Consider the following 19,798-nt stretch of genomic DNA (forward strand, 5'->3'; position numbering starts at 1 on the left):
CAATAGAGGAGGACAGTTATATGTCAGCTGAAATTATTTACGGGAAACAATTAGCAGAAGAACTTCGACAAGAGATGAAGGAAGAGGTTACAGAATTATCAAAGCAGGGTATTCATCCGAAATTAGTTGTCGTAATCCTTGGTGAGGACCCAGCATCCATGTCATATGTAAAAGGGAAGCAGCGGGCTTCCGAAAAAGTAGGCATGGACTCTGAACTGATGGAGCTCTCTGAAGAAACTCCTGAGTCAGAGTTATTAACGATTATCAATCAATTAAATAACGATGAAACGGTACATGGAATTCTTGTGCAATTGCCATTGCCTAAGCAGATTGACGAGCAAAAAGTTATTGAAGCGATAGATCCTAGTAAAGATGTGGATGGCTTTCATCCTAGTAATGCAGGGCGTTTGATGACAGGGCAGGAAACGTTCTATCCTTGTACACCCTACGGAATTTTGGTCATGTTAAAGCGCGCCCATATTGATATAGAAGGCAAGCATGTAGTTATTATTGGAAGGAGTAATCTTGTCGGGAAACCGGTCGGACAACTATTGTTAAATGAACATGCAACCGTGACACACTGTCATTCTAGGACGAAAAACTTGCGTGAGCATACAAAACGGGCAGATATTCTAATTGTAGCAGCTGGAAAAGCTGATTTAGTTACAGGTGAGGATATATCTGAAGGTGCTGTGGTTATAGACGTTGGTGTAAACCGTGTGGATGGCAAGTTGACAGGGGACGTGGATTTTGAGTCGGCTAAAGAGAAAGCCTCACATATAACGCCCGTTCCTAAAGGGGTAGGACCGATGACAATCACCATGTTGCTTCATAACACTATTAAAGCCGCAAAGTGGATTCACCAAAAGTAAGGAGACATTTCTTGTGAATGATCGATATTTAACAGTTTCAGCCTTAACTAAATATATCAAACGAAAACTTTCTCACGATCCTCATCTCAAGGAAGTATGGCTAAGAGGGGAAATATCTAATTTCAAGCTTCATACCCGCGGTCATATGTATTTATCGATCAAGGACGACAAGTCTCGAATTCAAGCAGTTATGTTTGCCGGAAATAACCGCAAACTGAAATTTGCTCCGGAGAATGGGATGAATGTATTAATACGTGGTGAAATCAATGTATATGAACCTATGGGGAATTATCAGTTGTACATCCAGGACATGCAGCCAGATGGGATCGGGGCACTGTATCTGGCCTTTGAACAATTGAAGGAAAAGCTTCAAAGGGAGGGGTTGTTTGACGGTTCATTAAAGAAAGAACTGCCGAGCTATCCTGAACACATAGGTGTAATCACTTCGCAAACAGGAGCGGCTGTCCGGGATATATTAACGACAATTAAGCGTCGGTACCCAATTGTCAAAGTTTCCATTATTCCTGTACTCGTTCAAGGGAACTCAGCAGCCGTTTCCGTAGATAAAGCGATTCGATATGCTAACGAACAGTTGGATTGTGATGTTTTAATTGTAGGTCGTGGCGGTGGATCGATAGAGGATTTATGGTCTTTTAACGAAGAGATCGTGGCACGTGCCATTCATTCGTCACTCATTCCGATAATCTCTGCGGTGGGTCATGAAACCGATACAACGATTAGTGATTTTGTTGCCGATGTAAGGGCTGCAACGCCCACAGGTGCAGCCGAAATTGCTGTTCCATCATTGAAGGAACTTTCAGAACAGCTTAGATTGACAACACAGCGCCTTACACGTGCTGTAACAGTAAAGCAGGCAGAGGCAAATGAACAACTTATACGCTTAAGAAAATCATATGCATTTAAGTATCCCGAGCAGCTAATGAAGCAAAAAGAGCAAGATCTTGACCGGGTTCTTGAGCAGCTCTCCAAAGGGATACACGATCTCCAAAGGAAAAAAACAGATCGGTTAACACACATTAACAAGCGCCTCAATCAACAGCATCCTGCTTCCGATGTACAAGTGAGCCGAAAGCAACTGATTAAACAAACAAAACAGCTGGCAGGTAATTTTGACATGCAACTCCGGATTAAAAAGGATCAATTTCATACTGTATTGGACAAGCTTACATTATTAAATCCTTTAGACATCATGAAAAGAGGCTATGCTATTCCTTATAGACAGGGAGGCAGTGTGCTGAAAAGTGTTAATCAAACAGAAACCGGTGATCGGTTAACAGTAAAAGTACAGGATGGTCAGTTTCACTGTACTGTCAATGAAATTGAGGAGGATGAATCATGACGAATCAAGAGACTGAACTTACTTTTGAACAAGCAATGGAGCAATTGGAGGAACTGGTAGAAAAGCTTGAAGCAGGAGATGTTCCTTTAGAAAAAGCGATTCAGTATTACCAGGATGGGATGAGGCTATCTAAGCTATGTAATGAAAAACTTGGCCGTGTTGAAGAACAGATGCAGCAAGTGTTGAATGAACACGGAGAATTTGTTCCTTATGAAGTTCAGGAGGATGAGTAAGTGGACTCTTTCAAGAAGTATTTAATCGATTACCAGCAGATTATAAACGAGAAGCTGTTTACGTATGTGAGGGAGTATACAGATCCTGGAAGACTTCAAGAAGCCATGCTGTACTCTATTGAAGCCGGCGGAAAACGAATACGGCCGGTTCTTCTTCTTTCTACAATGGATGCACTTGGAGCTCAACATAACCGTGGTTATTCCGTGGCTTGTGCTTTAGAGATGGTTCATACATACTCACTTATTCATGACGACCTCCCGGCAATGGATGATGATGATACCAGGCGCGGACAAGCTACGAACCATAAAGCTTTTGACGAAGCAACGGCAATTCTAGCCGGTGATGCACTCCTTACCTTGAGTTTTCAAGTGATTACTGAGGATCCAAGTCTTACTGATGAAGAAAAAGTTTATCTAGTCCGTGAGCTGTCGAAAGCTAGCGGCGGTACCGGAATGGTAGCAGGGCAAATGGAAGATATGTTAAGTGAGAGTAAACAAATTTCAATTGATGCATTAAAATCAATCCATGTAAATAAAACAGGACAGCTGCTGTCTTTTGCCATTACAGCTGGTGCCTATTTGAGTCACCCAGCTGAGAAGTCACTTCAAGAACTAACAAAAATGGCTAATGTTCTTGGGCTCATCTTTCAAATACAAGATGACATCTTAGACATTACCGGAGATGCTGGTGCAATTGGAAAACCAGTCGGTAGTGATGAAGGCAATTCGAAAAGCACCTATCCTAAAATATTAGGTTTGCAAGGGGCAATTAAAGAAAAAGAGCAGTATACAGACATTGCTTTACAATCACTCAAACGGGCAGGCGTGAATGCCACATCATTATCCAGATTAATTGACTACTTAAGCTCACGGGATCGCTAAGCAAGGGAAATATATTGAGCAAATAAGTCGAATATGGTATATTATAAATTATAAAAGGGATGGTGCAGTATTCTAGTCGGTCCTCCGTTCCTGAAGGCGGGCCTAAAAATCCGCCAAAGGGCACATCGATGAAGTTCCTTGTGCCGGCTTGAGGCGCCCAGCCTTGGGTCGGTGCTGGGAGTTAAGGTCGCAGGGCGATCCACAAAGGCATGTGGGCGTTGACCCTGCTTCCGCGGAGGCCCATCTTTGTAAGAAGATCTCTAGCCGGAGATTCTTATGAAATGGGGTATGAACCTGCTTTATACGGATTAATACCTGTATAAGCAGCGTAGCCTGCCTTGAGTGGTTTTGAGGGGATTACAGTCATTAAAACATTCATTGTCTTTGGATGGCCACTGAAGATTGGATGTTTGCACTGGATGAAATCAGAGTTGCAAAAGAGGCTAAGGATCGGTCAAAGGCTGTCGGGGAAATCCCCTAGACTGTTCTTCTTGCGATGGACATGAAAAGGGAATTATAGTACGGACTCAGTGGTAATCTAGTCCAGTCATCGGAGACGAGGCTGAATCGGATTTAATGGGGAACCGCCAGAGTGGTGACACTCGGTATCTGATTGGGAAAACCTACTAGACCTAAGCCGTAATTTTTACCTTTTTCATGACCATTCCTTTCTACATACTATATTAAAATATTGAGGTTCAAAATGGATAATCAATTTAAAAAATCACTAAAATTTAGCTTGAGTATTGCCGTTATCACATTTGTGCTAGCGGCTATTTTTTCAGTTATCTCATCTTCTGCATTAAGCGGCGTTATATGGATAGTTGGGATTTTTATTGTACTAGTCATTGTATTTATAGGGGTGATTTTTGATATGCTAGGGATAGCTGCAACAGCTGCGCAAGAAACACCCTTTCATGCAATGGCCTCTGAAAAAATACGAGGGGCTAAAGAAGCGATTATTATTGTTAGGAATGCTGACCGCTTTGCGAGTTTTTGTAATGACGTTATCGGGGATATATCTGGTATAGTCAGTGGGACAGCTTCTACCGTAGTAGTGCTCCAAGTTGTTAATGTGCTCGGGTATAACGATGGATCGACCTTTCAACTAGTTCTTTCCGTTGTTGTAACCAGTGTGGTCGCTGCTATTACGGTTGGCGGGAAGGCACTTGGAAAATATTTCGCCATCCACTCTTCTACCAAGGTTATATTTGCTGCTGCACGGTTCATCGCTTTGGTAGAGGATAAAACTAAAATCAACATTCTTTCTAGTGCGTCGAACAATCAAGCTAGAAAATCACGTTAGGGGGTCCTTTAATGGATCTGTATAAAATTAAAGAGCCTTCAGTTTTGAAGGAAATGTCAATTAGTCAATTAGAAGCACTATCCCTAGATGTTCGCAAATTTCTCATTGAGAATCTATCTGCTACAGGCGGTCATTTAGGCGCTAACTTAGGTGTTGTAGAACTTACTTTAGCACTTCACAAAGTATTTGAAAGCCCGAAAGATCGTTTATTGTTTGATGTCGGACATCAGTCTTATATTCATAAAATATTGACAGGACGAGCCGGTCAATTCGATACATTAAGACAATATAAAGGTCTCTGTGGATTTCCTAAAAGGAATGAAAGTGAACACGATGTTTGGGAAACAGGGCATAGTTCTACATCATTATCAGCTGCAATGGGAATGGCCATTGCCCGCGATTTAAATAATGAATCACACTCCATTGTGCCAATTATAGGAGATGGCGCCCTTACTGGCGGGATGGCCTTAGAAGCTCTCAACCATATTGGGGATGAAAAAAAGAATGTAACCGTTATCTTAAATGATAATGAAATGTCTATTGCAAGGAACGTGGGTGCTTTACATGGCGCACTAGCACGAATGAGAAGTGCGGGTAAATATAATCGGGCGAAAGACGATCTTGAGTGGCTGTTGAAAAGAATTCCCGCTGTAGGCGGAAAGCTTGCTCAGGCTGCTGAAAGATTAAAAGACAGTATGAAATATTTTGTTGTTCCCGGAATGTTTTTTGAAGAGTTAGGGTTTACGTATTATGGTCCTGTAGACGGGCATGATTATCATGATTTGTTCGAAAATTTAACCTATGCTAAAAAGACAAGCGGCCCGGTTATCGTTCACGTTATTACTCAAAAGGGCAAAGGGTATCATCCAGCTGAAAATGATAATAAAGACAAATGGCACGGAGTAGGCCCATATAAAATTGAGTCAGGAGAAAAAATTAAACCAATTGATGCTCCACCGGCATGGAGTGAAGTCATCAGTGAAACATTGAGAAAAGAAGCAAGGGTTGATAAGAGGGTTGTAGCCGTCACCCCAGCCATGGTACTTGGTTCTAAGCTTGAGAAGTTTGGAGAGGAATTCCCGGATCGATTATTTGACGTCGGAATCGCAGAACAGCATGCAACAACCTTATCAGCGGGCCTAGCTACACAGGGGATGAAACCATTCTTAGCGATTTACTCTACATTCTTACAACGCGGGTATGATCAGCTGATTCATGATGTGGCCAGGCAAAATCTTAATGTTACATTCGGGATCGACCGTGCCGGTTTAGTTGGCGCCGATGGGGAAACCCACCAAGGTGTGTTTGATGTGGCTTTCCTTCGTTCAGTTCCTAATATGGTTGTTATGATGCCAAAGGATGAAAATGAAGGACAACACCTTGTTCATACAGCGATTTCCTATGATGATGGCCCGATTGCGATTCGTTATCCGCGGGGGAACGGACTAGGCGTTAAGATGGATGAGCGATTAAAAACCGTTCCTATCGGCAGCTGGGAGGTCCTAAAGGAAGGTACAGATGCAGTGATTCTTACATTTGGTACAACCATTCCGATGGCTCTGACTGCTAGTGAACAGCTTAGTAAAGAGGGAGTCTCCGTTCGGGTGGTCAATGCTCGCTTTATTAAACCGATGGATGAAGCCATGCTCCATGATATTATGAAGGCAAAGCTGCCTATTTTAACAATTGAAGAAGCTGTCCTTAAGGGTGGCTTTGGTTCGGGTGTGCTTGAATTTAAAGAAGAGCATAACTATGTTTCCTGGGTAAATCGTCTTGGAGTTCCTGATCGATTTATTGAACACGGCAGTGTGGCGAAGTTGTGGGAAGAAATTGGCTTAACTGAAGACAATGTAAAAAAACAGGTTAAAGCGATCATTCCAAATAAAAAACTGAGGGCCTAACATTATGAGCAAAAAGGTACGTTTAGATTTATTGTTAGTCGAGCGCGGACTTATTGAGACGAGAGAAAAGGCGAAGCGAACCATTATGGCGGGCCTGGTTTATGAACAAAATATATGTCTTGATAAACCTGGGCAAAAGGTGAATGAAGACATTGACATAACGGTAAAAGGACGAGCTATTCCGTATGTCAGCAGAGGCGGATTAAAACTGGAGAAAGCCCTCCGAACCTTTTCCTTAGATTTAAAGGGTAAAACGATGATTGATATCGGATCATCGACAGGAGGTTTTACTGACTGCGGTCTGCAAAATGGTGTTCGCTTAAGTTACGCGATTGATGTCGGTTACAATCAACTCGACTGGCGGCTTAGAAACCATCCCCAAGTGATCGTTATGGAACGGACGAATTTTCGCTATGTTATACCAGATGACCTTACAGAAGGACAGCCGAATTTCGCCTCCATCGATGTTTCGTTTATTTCGCTGCGGATAATTCTTCCGGTTTTAGCTACATTACTAGCAGCAAAGAGTGACGTTGTTGCCTTGATTAAACCACAATTTGAAGCGGGGCGAGAACAAGTAGGCAAAAAAGGAATTGTAAAGGATCCTGCTATCCATAAACAAGTGATTGAACAAATCCTTACTTTTTCTACTGACCTTGGCTTTATCGTTAAGAATTTAACGTATTCTCCAATAACAGGGGGGGACGGAAATATTGAGTTTCTTGTTCACCTATATTGGTCTGGCGAAAAAGAAGGAAAAAGGGAGCCTGATGTCGAAATGAATACAATCGTGCATGAAGCACATGAAGCACATCATAAAGGGTAATACTTGTTAACATCTAAGGGCTAACTTCTAGCCCTTTTGTTATGGGAGGGTAGTTTTCTATATGAATAAAGGCCAACGACATATTAAAATTCGGGAATTGATTACGAATGATGACATTGAAACCCAGGATGAATTAGTGGATCGTTTAAAAGCGATGGACTATAACGTAACACAGGCAACAATCTCTCGTGATATCAAAGAACTGCACCTTGTGAAAGTGCCTATGCTCGATGGACGTTATAAGTACAGTTTACCAGCGGACCAGCGTTTTAATCCATTTGAAAAATTGAAACGCTTAATGATGGATGCTTTCGTTAGTATTGATCAGGCTGGACATTTTATTATTTTAAAAACGCTGCCGGGCAATGCCAATGCAGTGGGAGCTCTAATTGATAATCTTGATTGGGAAGCAATCATGGGTACGATATGTGGCGACGATACTTGTTTAATTATATGCAGGAGCAAAGAGCAAACCGAGAGCATCAGTGAAGAATTGTTAAATATGCTATAAACTGAGGTGACTCGTTTTATGTTAACAGAATTATCCATAAAGGATTTTGCAATCATTGATCAGGTTTCCATTACTTTTAAAGAAGGACTCACAGTTCTGACCGGTGAGACAGGGGCAGGAAAGTCCATCATTATAGATGCCATTCAACTTCTATCTGGCGGACGCGGTTCTGTAGAGTATGTCCGCCACGGTGCAGCTAAGGCAGAGATTGAGGGGTTATTTACCGTCCAAACAGGGCATGCTGTTTATCAAAAGGGAAAGCAGTTTGGTGTGGAGATTGGTGAAGATGGAATGGTTGTGCTGCAACGAACCATTACACATCAAGGGAAAAGCATTTGCCGAGTCAATGGAAAACTTGTGACCTTAGGCATCCTAAAAGAGTTTGGCTACAGCTTAATTGATATCCATAGCCAACATGAAACGCAATCTTTAATGGATCCGGACCATCATATTGAATTGCTAGATATGTTTGCTAAAGACCAGCTTCGCGTTTCCTTAGATGAATACAAACAACTGTATTCAAAGTATCAAACCGTGAAAAAACGCTATAAAGAGCTTAGTGAGAATGAACAGGAAATGGCTCAACGTTTAGACTTACTTGAGTTTCAGCTGAGAGAACTTCAGGAAGCTGAATTACGTCCATATGAGGATGAGGAGCTTGAGGAAGAACGTAAGAAGCTTATGAACTATGAGAAAGTGTATCAAGGAATCCACGATGCCTATTATGCTTTATATGGAGAGCAAAAAGGGTTAGATTGGTTAAGCCTTGCAATGAATTCATTAGAAAGTACGTCAGATTATGATAACCAGCTGGCTAAGCTCTCAGAAGATATGTCAAACAGCTATTATGTTATTGAAGAATTGACTTTTCAATTAAGCACTCAAATGTCTGAACTCGAATTTGATCCTGAGCGTCTAAATGAGATAGAATCACGCTTAAATGAACTTAACCGATTAAAGAAGAAATATGGTCAAACGGTTGAGGACATGATGGAATATGCCTCAGAAATAGAAGAGGAAATGGATGAAATTAAAAATAAGGATTCTCATCTTCACAAATTAGAACAGCAAATAACGGAACTTGGTGAGGATGCTGTCTTAGAAGCTAAGAATATCCATGATATACGAAAACAGACTTCAGAACGGTTATCTGGACTTATTCATTCGGAGTTAACAGATCTTTATTTAGAAAAAGCCTCATTTCAAGCTGATATCTCAATAAAGGAAGGAAGCCAAGATAATCCCGAATTTGAAGGAAAGCATGTTCGTCTACTTCCTAATGGCTTTAACACCATTACCTTCCTAATTACAACGAATCCAGGCGAGCCTCTAAAGGAAATACATAAAGTAGCTTCTGGAGGGGAAATGTCGCGGATTATGCTAGCGTTAAAACGTATTTTTTCACGTCATCAAGGTGTAACAAGTGTTATATTTGATGAGGTGGATACAGGTGTAAGTGGAAGAGTAGCACAGGCTATTGCAGAAAAGATCCATGGTATTTCAGTCGGTTCACAGGTGCTTTGTATTTCTCATTTACCGCAGGTTGCAGCTATGGCTGATACGCATGTAAGAATTGAGAAAAATATCAGCAATCAACGCACCTCCACAGTTGTTACTGAACTATCTGAAGAGGATAAAGCAGATGAGCTATCCCGGATGATAACGGGTGCAGAATTGACTAATACGACACTTGAACATGCAAGAGAGTTGCTGAAGCTGGCTTCAAAACATAAACAAAAGGTTTAACAAACTAAGTGTGTGGGGAAATCCCATGCACTTTTTACTTATTTAACACATTGTTACAAAACACTATATATTTTTCTGCGCAGCTCAATATAGTACTATACACTTTTCTTGTTGGTGAATGTTTCTTTCAAAGGCAATGCATCCTATAATTTCTGTGATTATGCTCGTTTAAAAAGACCGCTTGAAGACCACATTATAAGTAAGCCAATTCATTGGCGCAGGAGTGAGAAGGAGTGGTCAGCATTGTTTCGTCAATTTAAAATAAAATATATTTGTGGCTCCGTTCTCCTGTTGTTGATGCTCGCTTTACCTTTATTTAGCCCATTTCAAGAATATATATCCATCCCTACGGAACTTCGTATTAGTACTTCCCAAACACCTGAGACTTCTCAAGTGTGGAGTCAATCAGATGAAGCAAGGACAGCCTTCTCATCAGAGAACGTGGATCCAACCACAAGTGACGTGTATCATGAGTTTGCAGGAATCCCATTAAAGAAAACGGATGTAAGAGAAATGAAAGACATCCACTTAATTCCTGGTGGTCACTCGGTTGGAGTACAACTACAAACAAAGGGAGTTCTTGTAGTCGGACATCATCTTGTTAATGAGAATAAGGAAGAGCCAACGTCACCGGGAGAGCGGTCAGATATAAATGTTGGAGATATTCTCTTGAAGGGGAATGGAAAAGAATTAAACAGTATGGAAGAGCTTTCTGACATTGTAGAAAGTTCTGGAGATCAAAATGAATCGATCAAACTTAAAGTTAAAAGAGGAGAAGAAACCTTTGAGACATCCTTAACTCCTTCTTTAAATAAGCAAGACGGACAATATCAAATCGGGCTTTATGTTCGCGATTCAGCTGCTGGAATAGGAACAATGAGTTTTTACCACCCTGAATCGGGTAAATATGGTGCGTTAGGTCATGTCATTGCTGATATGGATACAAGACAGCCTATCGAGATTAGTGAAGGCACAATAGTTGAATCAAATGTAACCTCGATTGAAAAGGGAAGTCAGGGGGTACCTGGAGAGAAAAAGGCAGAATTCTCTCTGCGAAAAGATCGAATAGGTACAATTACGAAGAACAGTTCATTTGGAATATTCGGTAAGTTAGATGAGGATATGGAGAACGAGAAGTATCCTGATGGCCTACCTGTTGGGTATTCTGAACAGGTTAAAGAAGGACCGGCAAAAATCTTAACGGTTCTTGAAGGAGAGAAGCTCCAAGAATTTGATGTGGAGATTGTCAGTAACATGCCTAAGGATGAACCGGTAACTAAAGGAATGATTGTGAAAGTTACCGACCCAGAGCTTTTAAAGAAAACAGGAGGAATTGTTCAAGGAATGAGCGGTAGTCCGATTATACAGGATGGAAAGATTATCGGTGCCGTAACTCATGTATTTGTTAATGATCCCACCTCAGGATATGGTGTTCACATTGAATGGATGCTGAAAGAAGCAGGCGTCGATATTTATAAAGAAGAGGAAATAAATAAAGCTGGATAATTTAGAGAGTGTCTCATGAGTGAGGCACTCTATTTTTATTCGACAAAATTCGACAATTCAGGAGTCGTTCCTGTAAGTATTTATCGAATTATAGTGAAAATGAGAGCAATTAGAAGCATTTTAAAGATAATGTTAAATAACTCGAATTTATTTGTTATAATAAAGAGGGTTATTTTTCCTGGTGTCGAATTAGTTTAGTGGAGAGTTAGGAATTTCTTGTGAGGAGGAAGTGTAATGGAAAAAATTAAAGTTTGTTTGGCAGATGATAATCGTGAGTTAATAAATCTTCTGGAGGAGAATTTTTCAGAAACTCAGGATATTGAAGTGATTGGTGCAGCATATAACGGGAAAGATTGTTTGGACATGCTAGCTAGCAAAAAGCCTGACGTACTTATATTAGACATTATTATGCCGCACATTGACGGTCTTGCTGTGCTTCAAAAGGTCAAAGAGTTCGAAAAACCGCCAGAAGTCATTATGCTTACAGCGTTTGGACAAGAAGAAGTCACCAAAAAAGCAGTTGAATTAGGCGCCGCGTACTTTATGATGAAACCATTCGACTTAGATCACTTAAGTGAGCAGGTAAGACAGATTAAACATGCTGGTGACCCGATTAATCGTGCCGTGGGAAGCAGCTATACGAAACCGAAAAAGCCAGATCTTGATACGAGCATTACGCACATTATCCATGAAGTGGGAGTACCAGCCCATATAAAAGGGTACTTGTATTTGCGAGAAGCGATCACCATGGTTTACAATGATCTTGAACTTCTAGGCTCCATTACGAAAGTACTTTATCCAGACATTGCTACGAAATATAATACGACAGCCTCTCGTGTTGAGCGCGCCATCAGGCATGCGATTGAAGTAGCCTGGAATCGTGGCAATATTGATGCCATTTCGTCACTATTTGGTTACACAATTTCTTCCACAAAAGCTAAACCAACGAACAGTGAATTTATTGCGATGGTCGCTGACCGCCTGCGTCTAGAGCATAAAGCCAGCTAGTGATTAAGGATCCCTCTCTTCATACGAGAGGGATTTTTAATTTTTAAATAGAAAGCGTTTATGATACAATTCTTAATTATTAATTACTTTAGTTCATGAATTGAGGAGTTGTACATATGAAGGTAGTAAAGTTTGGGGGAAGCTCAGTAGCTGATGCAAGCCAGTTCAAAAAAGTGACAGATATTATCAGAAGTGATGATAGGAGAAAAGTAATTGTGGTATCAGCTCCTGGTAAAAGGAATGCGAATGATACAAAAACAACAGATTTGTTAATATCCTTAGGTGAATCCATAAATAATGGAAGTAAAGATGAACAGATTTACAACAAGGTGATGGATCGTTTCGCCGAAATTGCTAAGGACTTGAATATTTCTGGCGAGGTTTTGGGAAGGATAGAAAAAAGAATTAAAGAAGCGTGTGAAGCCGTCTCTCGTGATTATATCGCCGGGTTAAATGCGCTTAAGTCTTGTGGAGAAGATGGTACGGCCTTACTTTTAAGTGCTTATCTACAATCAAGTGGACTAGAATCATCTTATGTTAACCCAAAAGAGGCTGGGATTTTCGTTAGTGATGAGCCAGGGGGAGCATTGGTACTCGATGAGAGCTTTGATCACTTATACGAACTCAGAAGACGTGACGAAATTCTAGTCATTCCGGGATTCTTTGGATATACACCAGAAGGAAAGCTGGTGACATTTTCTCGGGGAGGTTCGGATATTACAGGGTCAATCGTCGCAGCAGGTGTCAAAGCAGAGTTATATGAAAATTTCACTGATGTTGATTCTGTTTTTTGTGTTAACCCAACCATCGTAGACAATCCGAAGAAACTGTCGACATTAACTTACAAGGAGATGCGTGAGCTTTCTTACGCTGGTTTTTCCGTATTCCATGATGAAGCTTTAATTCCCGCTTTTAAGGAGAAGATTCCTGTCTGCATTAAAAATACGAATAATCCAGCTGGACAAGGTACGATGATTGTTAATAAGCGTGAGGAAAAAGACGGCCATGTCATTGGAATAGCGAGTGATAAAGGTTTTTTAAACTTATATGTGAGTAAGTATCTAATGAACCGTGAGCTCGGTTTTGGGCGCAGACTTTTGCAAATATTAGAAGATGAAGGGATTTCATTTGAACATGCTCCTTCAGGGATTGATGATATGTCTGTTATTATTCGTGAACACCAATTGCCTAAGGAGAAAGAGGCTGTTGTAACGAGGCGGATTGCGGAGGAACTGCATGTAGATACCATAACAGTAGAGAGAGATATGGCAATGATCATGCTCGTTGGTGAAGGGATGAACCAAACCATAGGCATAGCGAGTCAAGCAGCTACTGCCTTTAGACATGCGAATGTAAACATTGAGATGATTAACCAGGGTTCATCTGAAGTATCTATGATGTTTGGGATCAAGTCAGATGGATTAGCATCTGCTGTTCAGTCACTTTACCGAACGTTTTTCAGCTAATAAGAAGCGAGAAAGTCTTTTATTTAGACTTTCTCGCTTTTTTTGTATCGTTCAGCACGCTTTTTAACTCTCCATATGTTTGAATGCCATTTTGTATAGAGTGTTCGAGTAATTTGAAGAACAATTCGGAGGTCATCATCGCATCATTTAAGGCGTGATGGCGTTCTCTTTTTTCAATATGAAAATGTTTTAATAACGGGTCAAGCTGATGTCTCTTTGCAGGGAAAAGCCATTGAGCCATAATTTGTGAATCAATTACAGGCGGATGATAATGAGGAAGCTTCCAACGTTTTAGCATCGATTGCAAAAATCGCATGTCGAACTTAGCTGGGTGGGCAACAAGAACAGAACCTTTGCTAAATTCCATGAAATCCTTGAAGCTTCCAACGAAAGGATGTCCATTAGCAATCTGCTCACGGGTCAATCCAGTCAATTTAAATGTGGATTTAGAAACAGGTCTAATAGGCCTGATGATTTGGTGAAACGTGTCAATGTGACAGGTTTCAAGACCGTGAATTCTGACGGCGCCGATTGATATGATCTCATGGCCGATCTCTGGAATGAAACCGGTCGTTTCTAAGTCAAAGATGGTGTAATCAATGTCCTTCAGATTTGCTAGTCCTATATTTGGTTCCCCGTCATACAACTGCAGTCTCTCATACAACTCTTGATAAGAAGCCCATTTAAATTGAGGACGAAGTTTATAAGCGTAAATCGGTTTTTCAAAAAAAATATACTTTAAAATTTGCAAGTCAATAGGTAACATTACTTCACCCGATTTCGGTTATAGCTCAGTTCAAGCACTTGTTGGAGACGTTTAGCTATCAATAATCCGTCTTTTAAGGAACGTCGTTCAATCTTGTTAAGCTGAGTTAATTGCAAATCATTCGAGAGGGGTTTATTATTTTGCAATTGGTTTAAGTTCTCTTTTAAACGAAATAACATAAGACGATGCAATGCAAGCTTGGTATTTTCTACGTCTCTAGGATGAAATCGTTCTTGTTCTGCTAAGGCATCTAATCGATTGATTGTGTTAATGGACTCGACACCGTACTTCATGCTATAAATTCGAATCGCATTAACAATTTGCATGATGGCTGACTTTTTAATATTTAAGGTGCGTTTTTTCCCAACCGCGGAAATTCTTCCAAATGGTTGGACTGGGACTCGGAACCGCAACGTGTCCTTCATGAGTAATTGGTGTAATCCTAGGGATCGTTGCACTCGTTGTACAACATATTTTTTTAAATCATAGGCGAGTGAAAAATCCCCGGAAATAGGGCGGAAATCCATAAAAATAGTAAAATCCCTTATTTCCTCCGCATCCATTTTCTTAATCCAGTCGTTGATGTTGTTGCGCCACTCACTCATTTGTTGTCTCCACTTGTTTTCTTTCGCCATGATCCCTCCAGTACAGTAAGGGTAACCACATTCATTTAACATGGCATTAATTTTTTGTGAAAAATAGAGAAAATATTGTTCGATATGCTCCCTATTTCTCGATTGGTCATAATCGGAGAGAATCATTCCGTTATCTTGGTCTGTTGAAAAGGCTTGTTCCTTGCGACCTTCACTACCCATTACCAAGAAACAATAGTTGACTGGAGGAGTTCCGTGACCTTCTGCAATCATTTCGTCCTCTGCAATTTGCACGACTTGCTTATGAATTCGATCATTGTAGTTTGTCATTAATTCAGCAATGTCATAGGCGAACATTTGCTCATCAATTAAGCTTGCAACAAACTCCTGGAACCCTTGGTTATACACTGGAGAAAGTGCTTTGATTTCATCAACACTCGTTGCATTAGAAATTTGATAGGTCAAATCAAAATAAACAGAATTTTTTATTGTAAAGAAGGAGGACTGCCTTAGGATCCCAACAATTTTGTCCTTATGATGGACAGGGATGATTTCTGTTGGGTGGTGCTTTAAATAACTTAAGGCATCATAAATGAATTCCTGATCACTTATGGAATACGATTCTTCTGACATGTGATCGTTGACAGGATCTTGATGGTTATTCTCAAAATAGGCCTTTAGTAAATCTCCATAGCCAATCATTCCTAGTAGACTTTCACGGTCTTCACTGACAATTAGCGCTTCAATTTTTTGCTGTTGTAACATTCTCGCGGCTTTTTCCACTGATTCTGCCGGATGAATGAAGGTAGGAGGCTCCATATAAGCGCCGGCTCTTTTTTTATAAAGTTCACGATCATCCTGTTCATCTGTTGAACTTTTGTATTTAACTTCATCATAAAGGCTTTTCATAAGGTGACTGATTCCGTCCAACACTACTTTTGAAAATTGTGTATTGTTCGACATGATCTCTAGAAAAGAGGCTTGGTTAAAACGAAGTGTTTTTACAGATTCAAGTGCCTGAACAGAGAATCTCATCTCTCCGCTTGTCAGCAGAATCATTATCCCGACTAGATCTCCCGGATAGTAAAAGCGGACGGAAAGTTGTCTTCCGTTCGATCGGTGCATAATATTTTGGGCTAAGCCCGAGACGAGAAAATGAATATCTATTGTGTCCTCGTTCTCATCTTCGTGGATAATAAATTCATTCTTACTATATTCTTTAACAACCGCATTACCAAATATCTCTTCAAATTCTTTATCTGTTAATAATTCAAATGGGTATTGGCTTCTGTAAAATTCAAATGTGTGGCTCACATAGCAGCACTCCTTTTACTTAATAAGAGAGGATAGATTGTTTTGGTATCTAGCCTAAGAGGGACGCCTCGTGCCCTCAAGGAAATAAAAAAAGCAGAGCAAACAGGCTCTACTTCTTCTTAAAGCGTCCTTTGGTAAGGTTTCTTTTACGGTCACGATGAAGGATGAACCCGCCAATAAACGCAATCCCTCCCACAACAAAAAGTACCCCGATAATCCCCTGAATAGCTACATGAAAAAACATGGGATGAAACACATTAAATAAGGCATCCCGGATTAATTTTATTCCAATAACTGCAATAACCCCAGGCGTAACTAATAATAGTAGAGCAATAATCCGCATGAAACTGTTCTCCTTTGTTATTCAATCAATCCTTAGTATACCAAAAGCAGATTGAACTGAAAATAGAGCCGCCTCTTGCTAAAGTATGCATAATAAGATACGATGGAATTGCGCAAAATATTGCAGGATGTGATGATATGAAACGTGTACTCATTGTCGGAGCTGGCAAAGGCGGTATGGCCTTAATGCAGTTATTAAAAGAAACAGATCGTATGGCTGTGGTCGCTGTTACAGATATTAACCCTGAAGCTGAAGGGCTTAAGCAGGCTGTCTCATTTGGTATCGCAACAGGTGAAAACTGGCGTGACTATATACATAACAATATAGATATTGTCATCGAGGCAACAGGAAGTGATCAAGTTTTTGAGGATATTCGTGCTGAACGTTCGAGCAAAACGGTATTAATTCCCGGTGACGTTGCTTATATCACATCTGAACTATTGGAAGAGAAGGAATCTCTACTTACAGAACTAAAACAGCAAACAGATAATCAAACATTGATTTTAAATAGTATTCATGATGGTATGATCGTCATTGACGCAAATGAGCGTGTGTCTTTTATGAATAAAAGCAGTGAGCGAATCCTTCGGAAGAACAGACGCGAGGTTATTGGAGAACATGTAAATAAGGTGATTCCAGATTCAAGGCTGCCCCATTTATTATCAACACAGCGTAAAGAGGTGAATCAAAAACTTCAGCTTAAAAATGGGAATAAGGTAATCACTACGCGAATTCCTATTGTGGGAAGTAACGAGAAAGTAATTGGCGCTTATGCGGTATTTAAAGATATTACAGAAGTCGTGGATTTAGCAGAAGAGATCACCGATTTGAAAGAAGTAAAAACAATGCTTGAGGCAATAATTCAGTCTTCAGACGAGGCTATTTCCGTCGTAGATGAAAATGGAAACGGTTTAATGGTAAACCCTGCCTACACCCGAATTACTGGACTTAAAGAAAAGGAAATCATCGGCAGACCGGCGACTGTCGACATTTCTGAAGGGGAAAGTATGCACATGAAGGTTCTTAAAACACGTCGGCCAGTTCGGGGCACCCGAATGAAAGTGGGACCTTCTGATAAAGACGTACTAGTCAATGTTGCTCCTGTTATCGTTGATGGGAAACTAAAAGGAAGTGTTGGTGTTCTACATGACGTAACAGAAATTCAATCATTAACAAGTGAGTTGAGACGAGCGCGACAAATAATAAGGAGTCTCGAAGCTAAGTATACCTTTGATGATGTCATTGGCGGATCCCAGGAAATGACATTACCCCTTGAGCAAGCAAAAGTGGGTGCAAGAACACCAGCGACGGTTCTTCTCCGTGGAGAGTCTGGTACAGGTAAAGAGCTGTTTGCTCACGCCATTCATAATGAAAGTAAGCGGAGACACAATAAGTTTATCCGTGTAAATTGTGCAGCTATTGCTGAAACGATGCTTGAGAGCGAACTATTTGGTTACGAGGACGGTACTTTTGCTGGTGCAAAACGGAATGGGAGGAAAGGTTTTTTTGAAGAGGCGAACAATGGCAGTATATTTCTGGATGAAATTGGTGAACTAACCTTAACGATGCAAGCAAAACTCCTGCGTGTTTTGCAGGAAAAAGAGATTGTACGAGTTGGAGGGACGAAGCCCATCCATGTTGATGTACGAGTGATTGCCGCTACGAACATTAATTTAGAAAAAGCCATCATGAAAAAAAGCTTTAGGGAGGATCTTTATTATCGTCTCAACCGCTTACCCATTTATATCCCGCCGCTTCGGGAACGGAAAGAGGACCTCAAGCCGCTTACCACCCATTTAATTCAAAAGCTGAATGAGGATTACGGGAGAAATGTAACGTGCATTCATGAGGAAGCATTAGAGAAGCTGTGCGAATATGATTGGCCCGGGAATGTAAGAGAGCTTGAGAATATTATCGGCAGAGCAATGATTTATATGGAGAATTATCAAGATATCATTGAAAAAAAACATATTCCCTCTCTATTAAAAAATGAAACGGCTTTTTCAGATATCCAGGGTGAAGAATCTATTTGGCTTGGGGGACACTTCAAGATGCAGTCGATGAATATGAGAAGGATCTGTTGGCAGACGCGTTCCGTTCCCATAACTTTAATAAAACTAGGACCGCTAAAGCCTTAGGAATTTCGATTCGAAATCTTTATTATAAGCTTGATAAGTATAAGCTTGATAAAGAACGTGCGAAATGAATGAGTTTTGCAAAAAGTTGCATGGTCGTTAAGCGGATCGGAAAAAAGAGGTGAGAAAATGAAGTCATTAGATGATTTGCTTGAAACAATAGATCGAAACAATCTTCAAACTGTGGCCGTTGCTCAGGCGGCTGACCACGAGGTACTAAGAGCAGTTAAACATGCACTTGAGATAAACATGGCAAGGTTTCTTTTAGTTGGTGACCAAGACAACATCAAACTTCTTGCAGAGGAAGTTGGGTTAGATTTGTCACAGTCTGGTGTCAGCGTTAAGTCTTCTGCTGAAGGGCAATTTGCTGATGAAGCAGTAAAAGCTGTTCGTGAAGGAGAAGCACATGTAGTGATGAAAGGCCACATCGACACGAAACACTTACTTAAAGCTGTCTTAAACAAACAACATGGCTTACGGTCAAATCGTGTCCTTTCACACGTTGCTTTGTTTGAAGTTCCAAACAAAGACCGACTTATCTTTTTAACAGATTCAGCGATGAATATTGCTCCTACTTTAGATGAGAAGGCTCAAATCGTTAGGAATGTAGTAGAGGTAGCAAATCATGCAGGTTGGACTTTACCAAAGGTTGCACCGCTTGCTGCAGTCGAAGTAGTTAACCTGGCAATGCCTGCTACTCAAGATGCGGCGATGTTGACGCAAATGAATCGTCGCGGACAAATCAAAAATTGTATCATAGATGGTCCGCTGGCATTTGATAATGCTGTTGATTTACAAGCTGCTAAGCAAAAAGGGATCAACTCAGAAGTGGCTGGCGCTGCTGATATACTAATGGTGCCGACAATTGAAGTGGCAAATGCATTATATAAGTCGTTTATATATTTTGCCGGTGCAAAGGTGGCTGGTGTGATCAGTGGGGCCAAAGCTCCGATCGTGTTAACATCAAGAGCCGATTCTGCTCAAAGCAAAGTGTATTCATTAGCATTAGCTTTACAATCAAGCAAATAAT

Annotated in this window: 16 protein-coding genes and 1 pseudogene; 14 read left to right on the forward strand and 3 right to left on the reverse strand. The window is 40.6% G+C overall.

The genetic code is table 11. From position 1 onward, the window contains the following. Positions 1-20: 20 nt before the first annotated feature. From folD to MUO15_RS02185, 12 genes are all read left to right on the forward strand, one after another. Entirely contained in the window at positions 21-872 is an 852-nt protein-coding gene (folD, locus tag MUO15_RS02130; protein ID WP_245033123.1) for a bifunctional methylenetetrahydrofolate dehydrogenase/methenyltetrahydrofolate cyclohydrolase FolD, read from the forward strand. Between the two features lie 13 nt (positions 873-885). Then, positions 886-2,232 carry an exodeoxyribonuclease VII large subunit gene (gene xseA / locus MUO15_RS02135; RefSeq protein WP_245033125.1) on the forward strand — a complete coding sequence of 449 codons (1,347 nt, stop codon included), beginning with the start codon at positions 886-888 and terminating at the stop codon, positions 2,230-2,232. Continuing rightward, positions 2,229-2,465, forward strand: a complete 237-nt coding sequence (locus MUO15_RS02140; protein WP_245033127.1) for an exodeoxyribonuclease VII small subunit — start codon at positions 2,229-2,231, stop codon at positions 2,463-2,465. The genes xseA and MUO15_RS02140 overlap by 4 nt, the downstream gene beginning before the upstream one ends. Further along, positions 2,466-3,347, forward strand: coding sequence for a polyprenyl synthetase family protein (locus MUO15_RS02145; RefSeq protein ID WP_245033129.1), 882 nt, complete (start codon positions 2,466-2,468; stop codon positions 3,345-3,347). Positions 3,348-4,050: 703 nt separating this feature from the next. Further along, the gene (locus tag MUO15_RS02150; protein ID WP_245033131.1) at positions 4,051-4,653 is read left to right on the forward strand and encodes a hypothetical protein; all 603 of its coding nucleotides are present in this window, start codon (positions 4,051-4,053) and stop codon (positions 4,651-4,653) included. 11 nt (positions 4,654-4,664) lie between these two features. Further along, positions 4,665-6,554 carry a 1-deoxy-D-xylulose-5-phosphate synthase gene (gene dxs, locus MUO15_RS02155; RefSeq protein ID WP_245033133.1) on the forward strand — a complete coding sequence of 630 codons (1,890 nt, stop codon included), beginning with the start codon at positions 4,665-4,667 and terminating at the stop codon, positions 6,552-6,554. A 1-nt stretch (position 6,555) separates the two neighbouring features. Next, positions 6,556-7,380, forward strand: a complete 825-nt coding sequence (locus MUO15_RS02160) for a TlyA family RNA methyltransferase (RefSeq protein ID WP_245035806.1) — start codon at positions 6,556-6,558, stop codon at positions 7,378-7,380. A gap of 61 nt (positions 7,381-7,441) precedes the next feature. Next, positions 7,442-7,891, forward strand: coding sequence for a transcriptional regulator AhrC/ArgR (gene ahrC, locus MUO15_RS02165; protein WP_244753305.1), 450 nt, complete (start codon positions 7,442-7,444; stop codon positions 7,889-7,891). Positions 7,892-7,909: 18 nt separating this feature from the next. Beyond that, positions 7,910-9,637: a DNA repair protein RecN gene (gene recN, locus MUO15_RS02170; protein WP_245033135.1), complete on the forward strand. Its 1,728-nt coding sequence runs from the start codon at positions 7,910-7,912 to the stop codon at positions 9,635-9,637. Between the two features lie 243 nt (positions 9,638-9,880). After that, positions 9,881-11,143 (forward strand): SpoIVB peptidase, encoded by a 1,263-nt coding sequence (spoIVB, locus tag MUO15_RS02175; RefSeq protein ID WP_256464160.1) that lies wholly within the window; start codon positions 9,881-9,883, stop codon positions 11,141-11,143. Between the two features lie 234 nt (positions 11,144-11,377). After that, entirely contained in the window at positions 11,378-12,151 is a 774-nt protein-coding gene (spo0A, locus tag MUO15_RS02180; RefSeq protein ID WP_245033137.1) for a sporulation transcription factor Spo0A, read from the forward strand. 116 nt (positions 12,152-12,267) lie between these two features. Beyond that, positions 12,268-13,617 (forward strand): aspartate kinase, encoded by a 1,350-nt coding sequence (locus tag MUO15_RS02185; protein ID WP_245033139.1) that lies wholly within the window; start codon positions 12,268-12,270, stop codon positions 13,615-13,617. Between the two features lie 19 nt (positions 13,618-13,636). On the opposite strand, the gene MUO15_RS02190 is transcribed toward MUO15_RS02185, so the two are convergent. The 3 genes from MUO15_RS02190 to MUO15_RS02200 form a co-directional block, all read right to left on the reverse strand. Continuing rightward, positions 13,637-14,383: a 3'-5' exonuclease gene (locus MUO15_RS02190; RefSeq protein ID WP_245033141.1), complete on the reverse strand. Its 747-nt coding sequence runs from the start codon at positions 14,381-14,383 to the stop codon at positions 13,637-13,639. Next, the gene (locus MUO15_RS02195) at positions 14,383-16,290 is read right to left on the reverse strand and encodes a DUF294 nucleotidyltransferase-like domain-containing protein (protein ID WP_245033143.1); all 1,908 of its coding nucleotides are present in this window, start codon (positions 16,288-16,290) and stop codon (positions 14,383-14,385) included. The genes MUO15_RS02190 and MUO15_RS02195 overlap by 1 nt, the downstream gene beginning before the upstream one ends. Positions 16,291-16,399: 109 nt before the next feature. Continuing rightward, on the reverse strand, positions 16,400-16,633 hold the full coding sequence (locus tag MUO15_RS02200; RefSeq protein ID WP_245033145.1) for a DUF2627 domain-containing protein: 234 nt from the start codon (positions 16,631-16,633) through the stop codon (positions 16,400-16,402). Between the two features lie 137 nt (positions 16,634-16,770). Between MUO15_RS02200 and MUO15_RS02205 the strand changes: the two are divergent. Both MUO15_RS02205 and yqiS read left to right on the forward strand, forming a co-directional pair. Further along, a pseudogene (locus MUO15_RS02205) lies at positions 16,771-18,839 on the forward strand (sigma 54-interacting transcriptional regulator). Between the two features lie 58 nt (positions 18,840-18,897). Beyond that, positions 18,898-19,797, forward strand: a complete 900-nt coding sequence (gene yqiS, locus MUO15_RS02210; RefSeq protein ID WP_245033147.1) for a phosphate butyryltransferase — start codon at positions 18,898-18,900, stop codon at positions 19,795-19,797. Position 19,798: the final 1 nt, after the last annotated feature.

Origin of the sequence: Halobacillus amylolyticus (assembly GCF_022921115.1) — a bacterium.
Taxonomy (GTDB): Bacteria; Bacillota; Bacilli; order Bacillales; family Halobacillaceae; genus Halobacillus_A; species Halobacillus_A amylolyticus.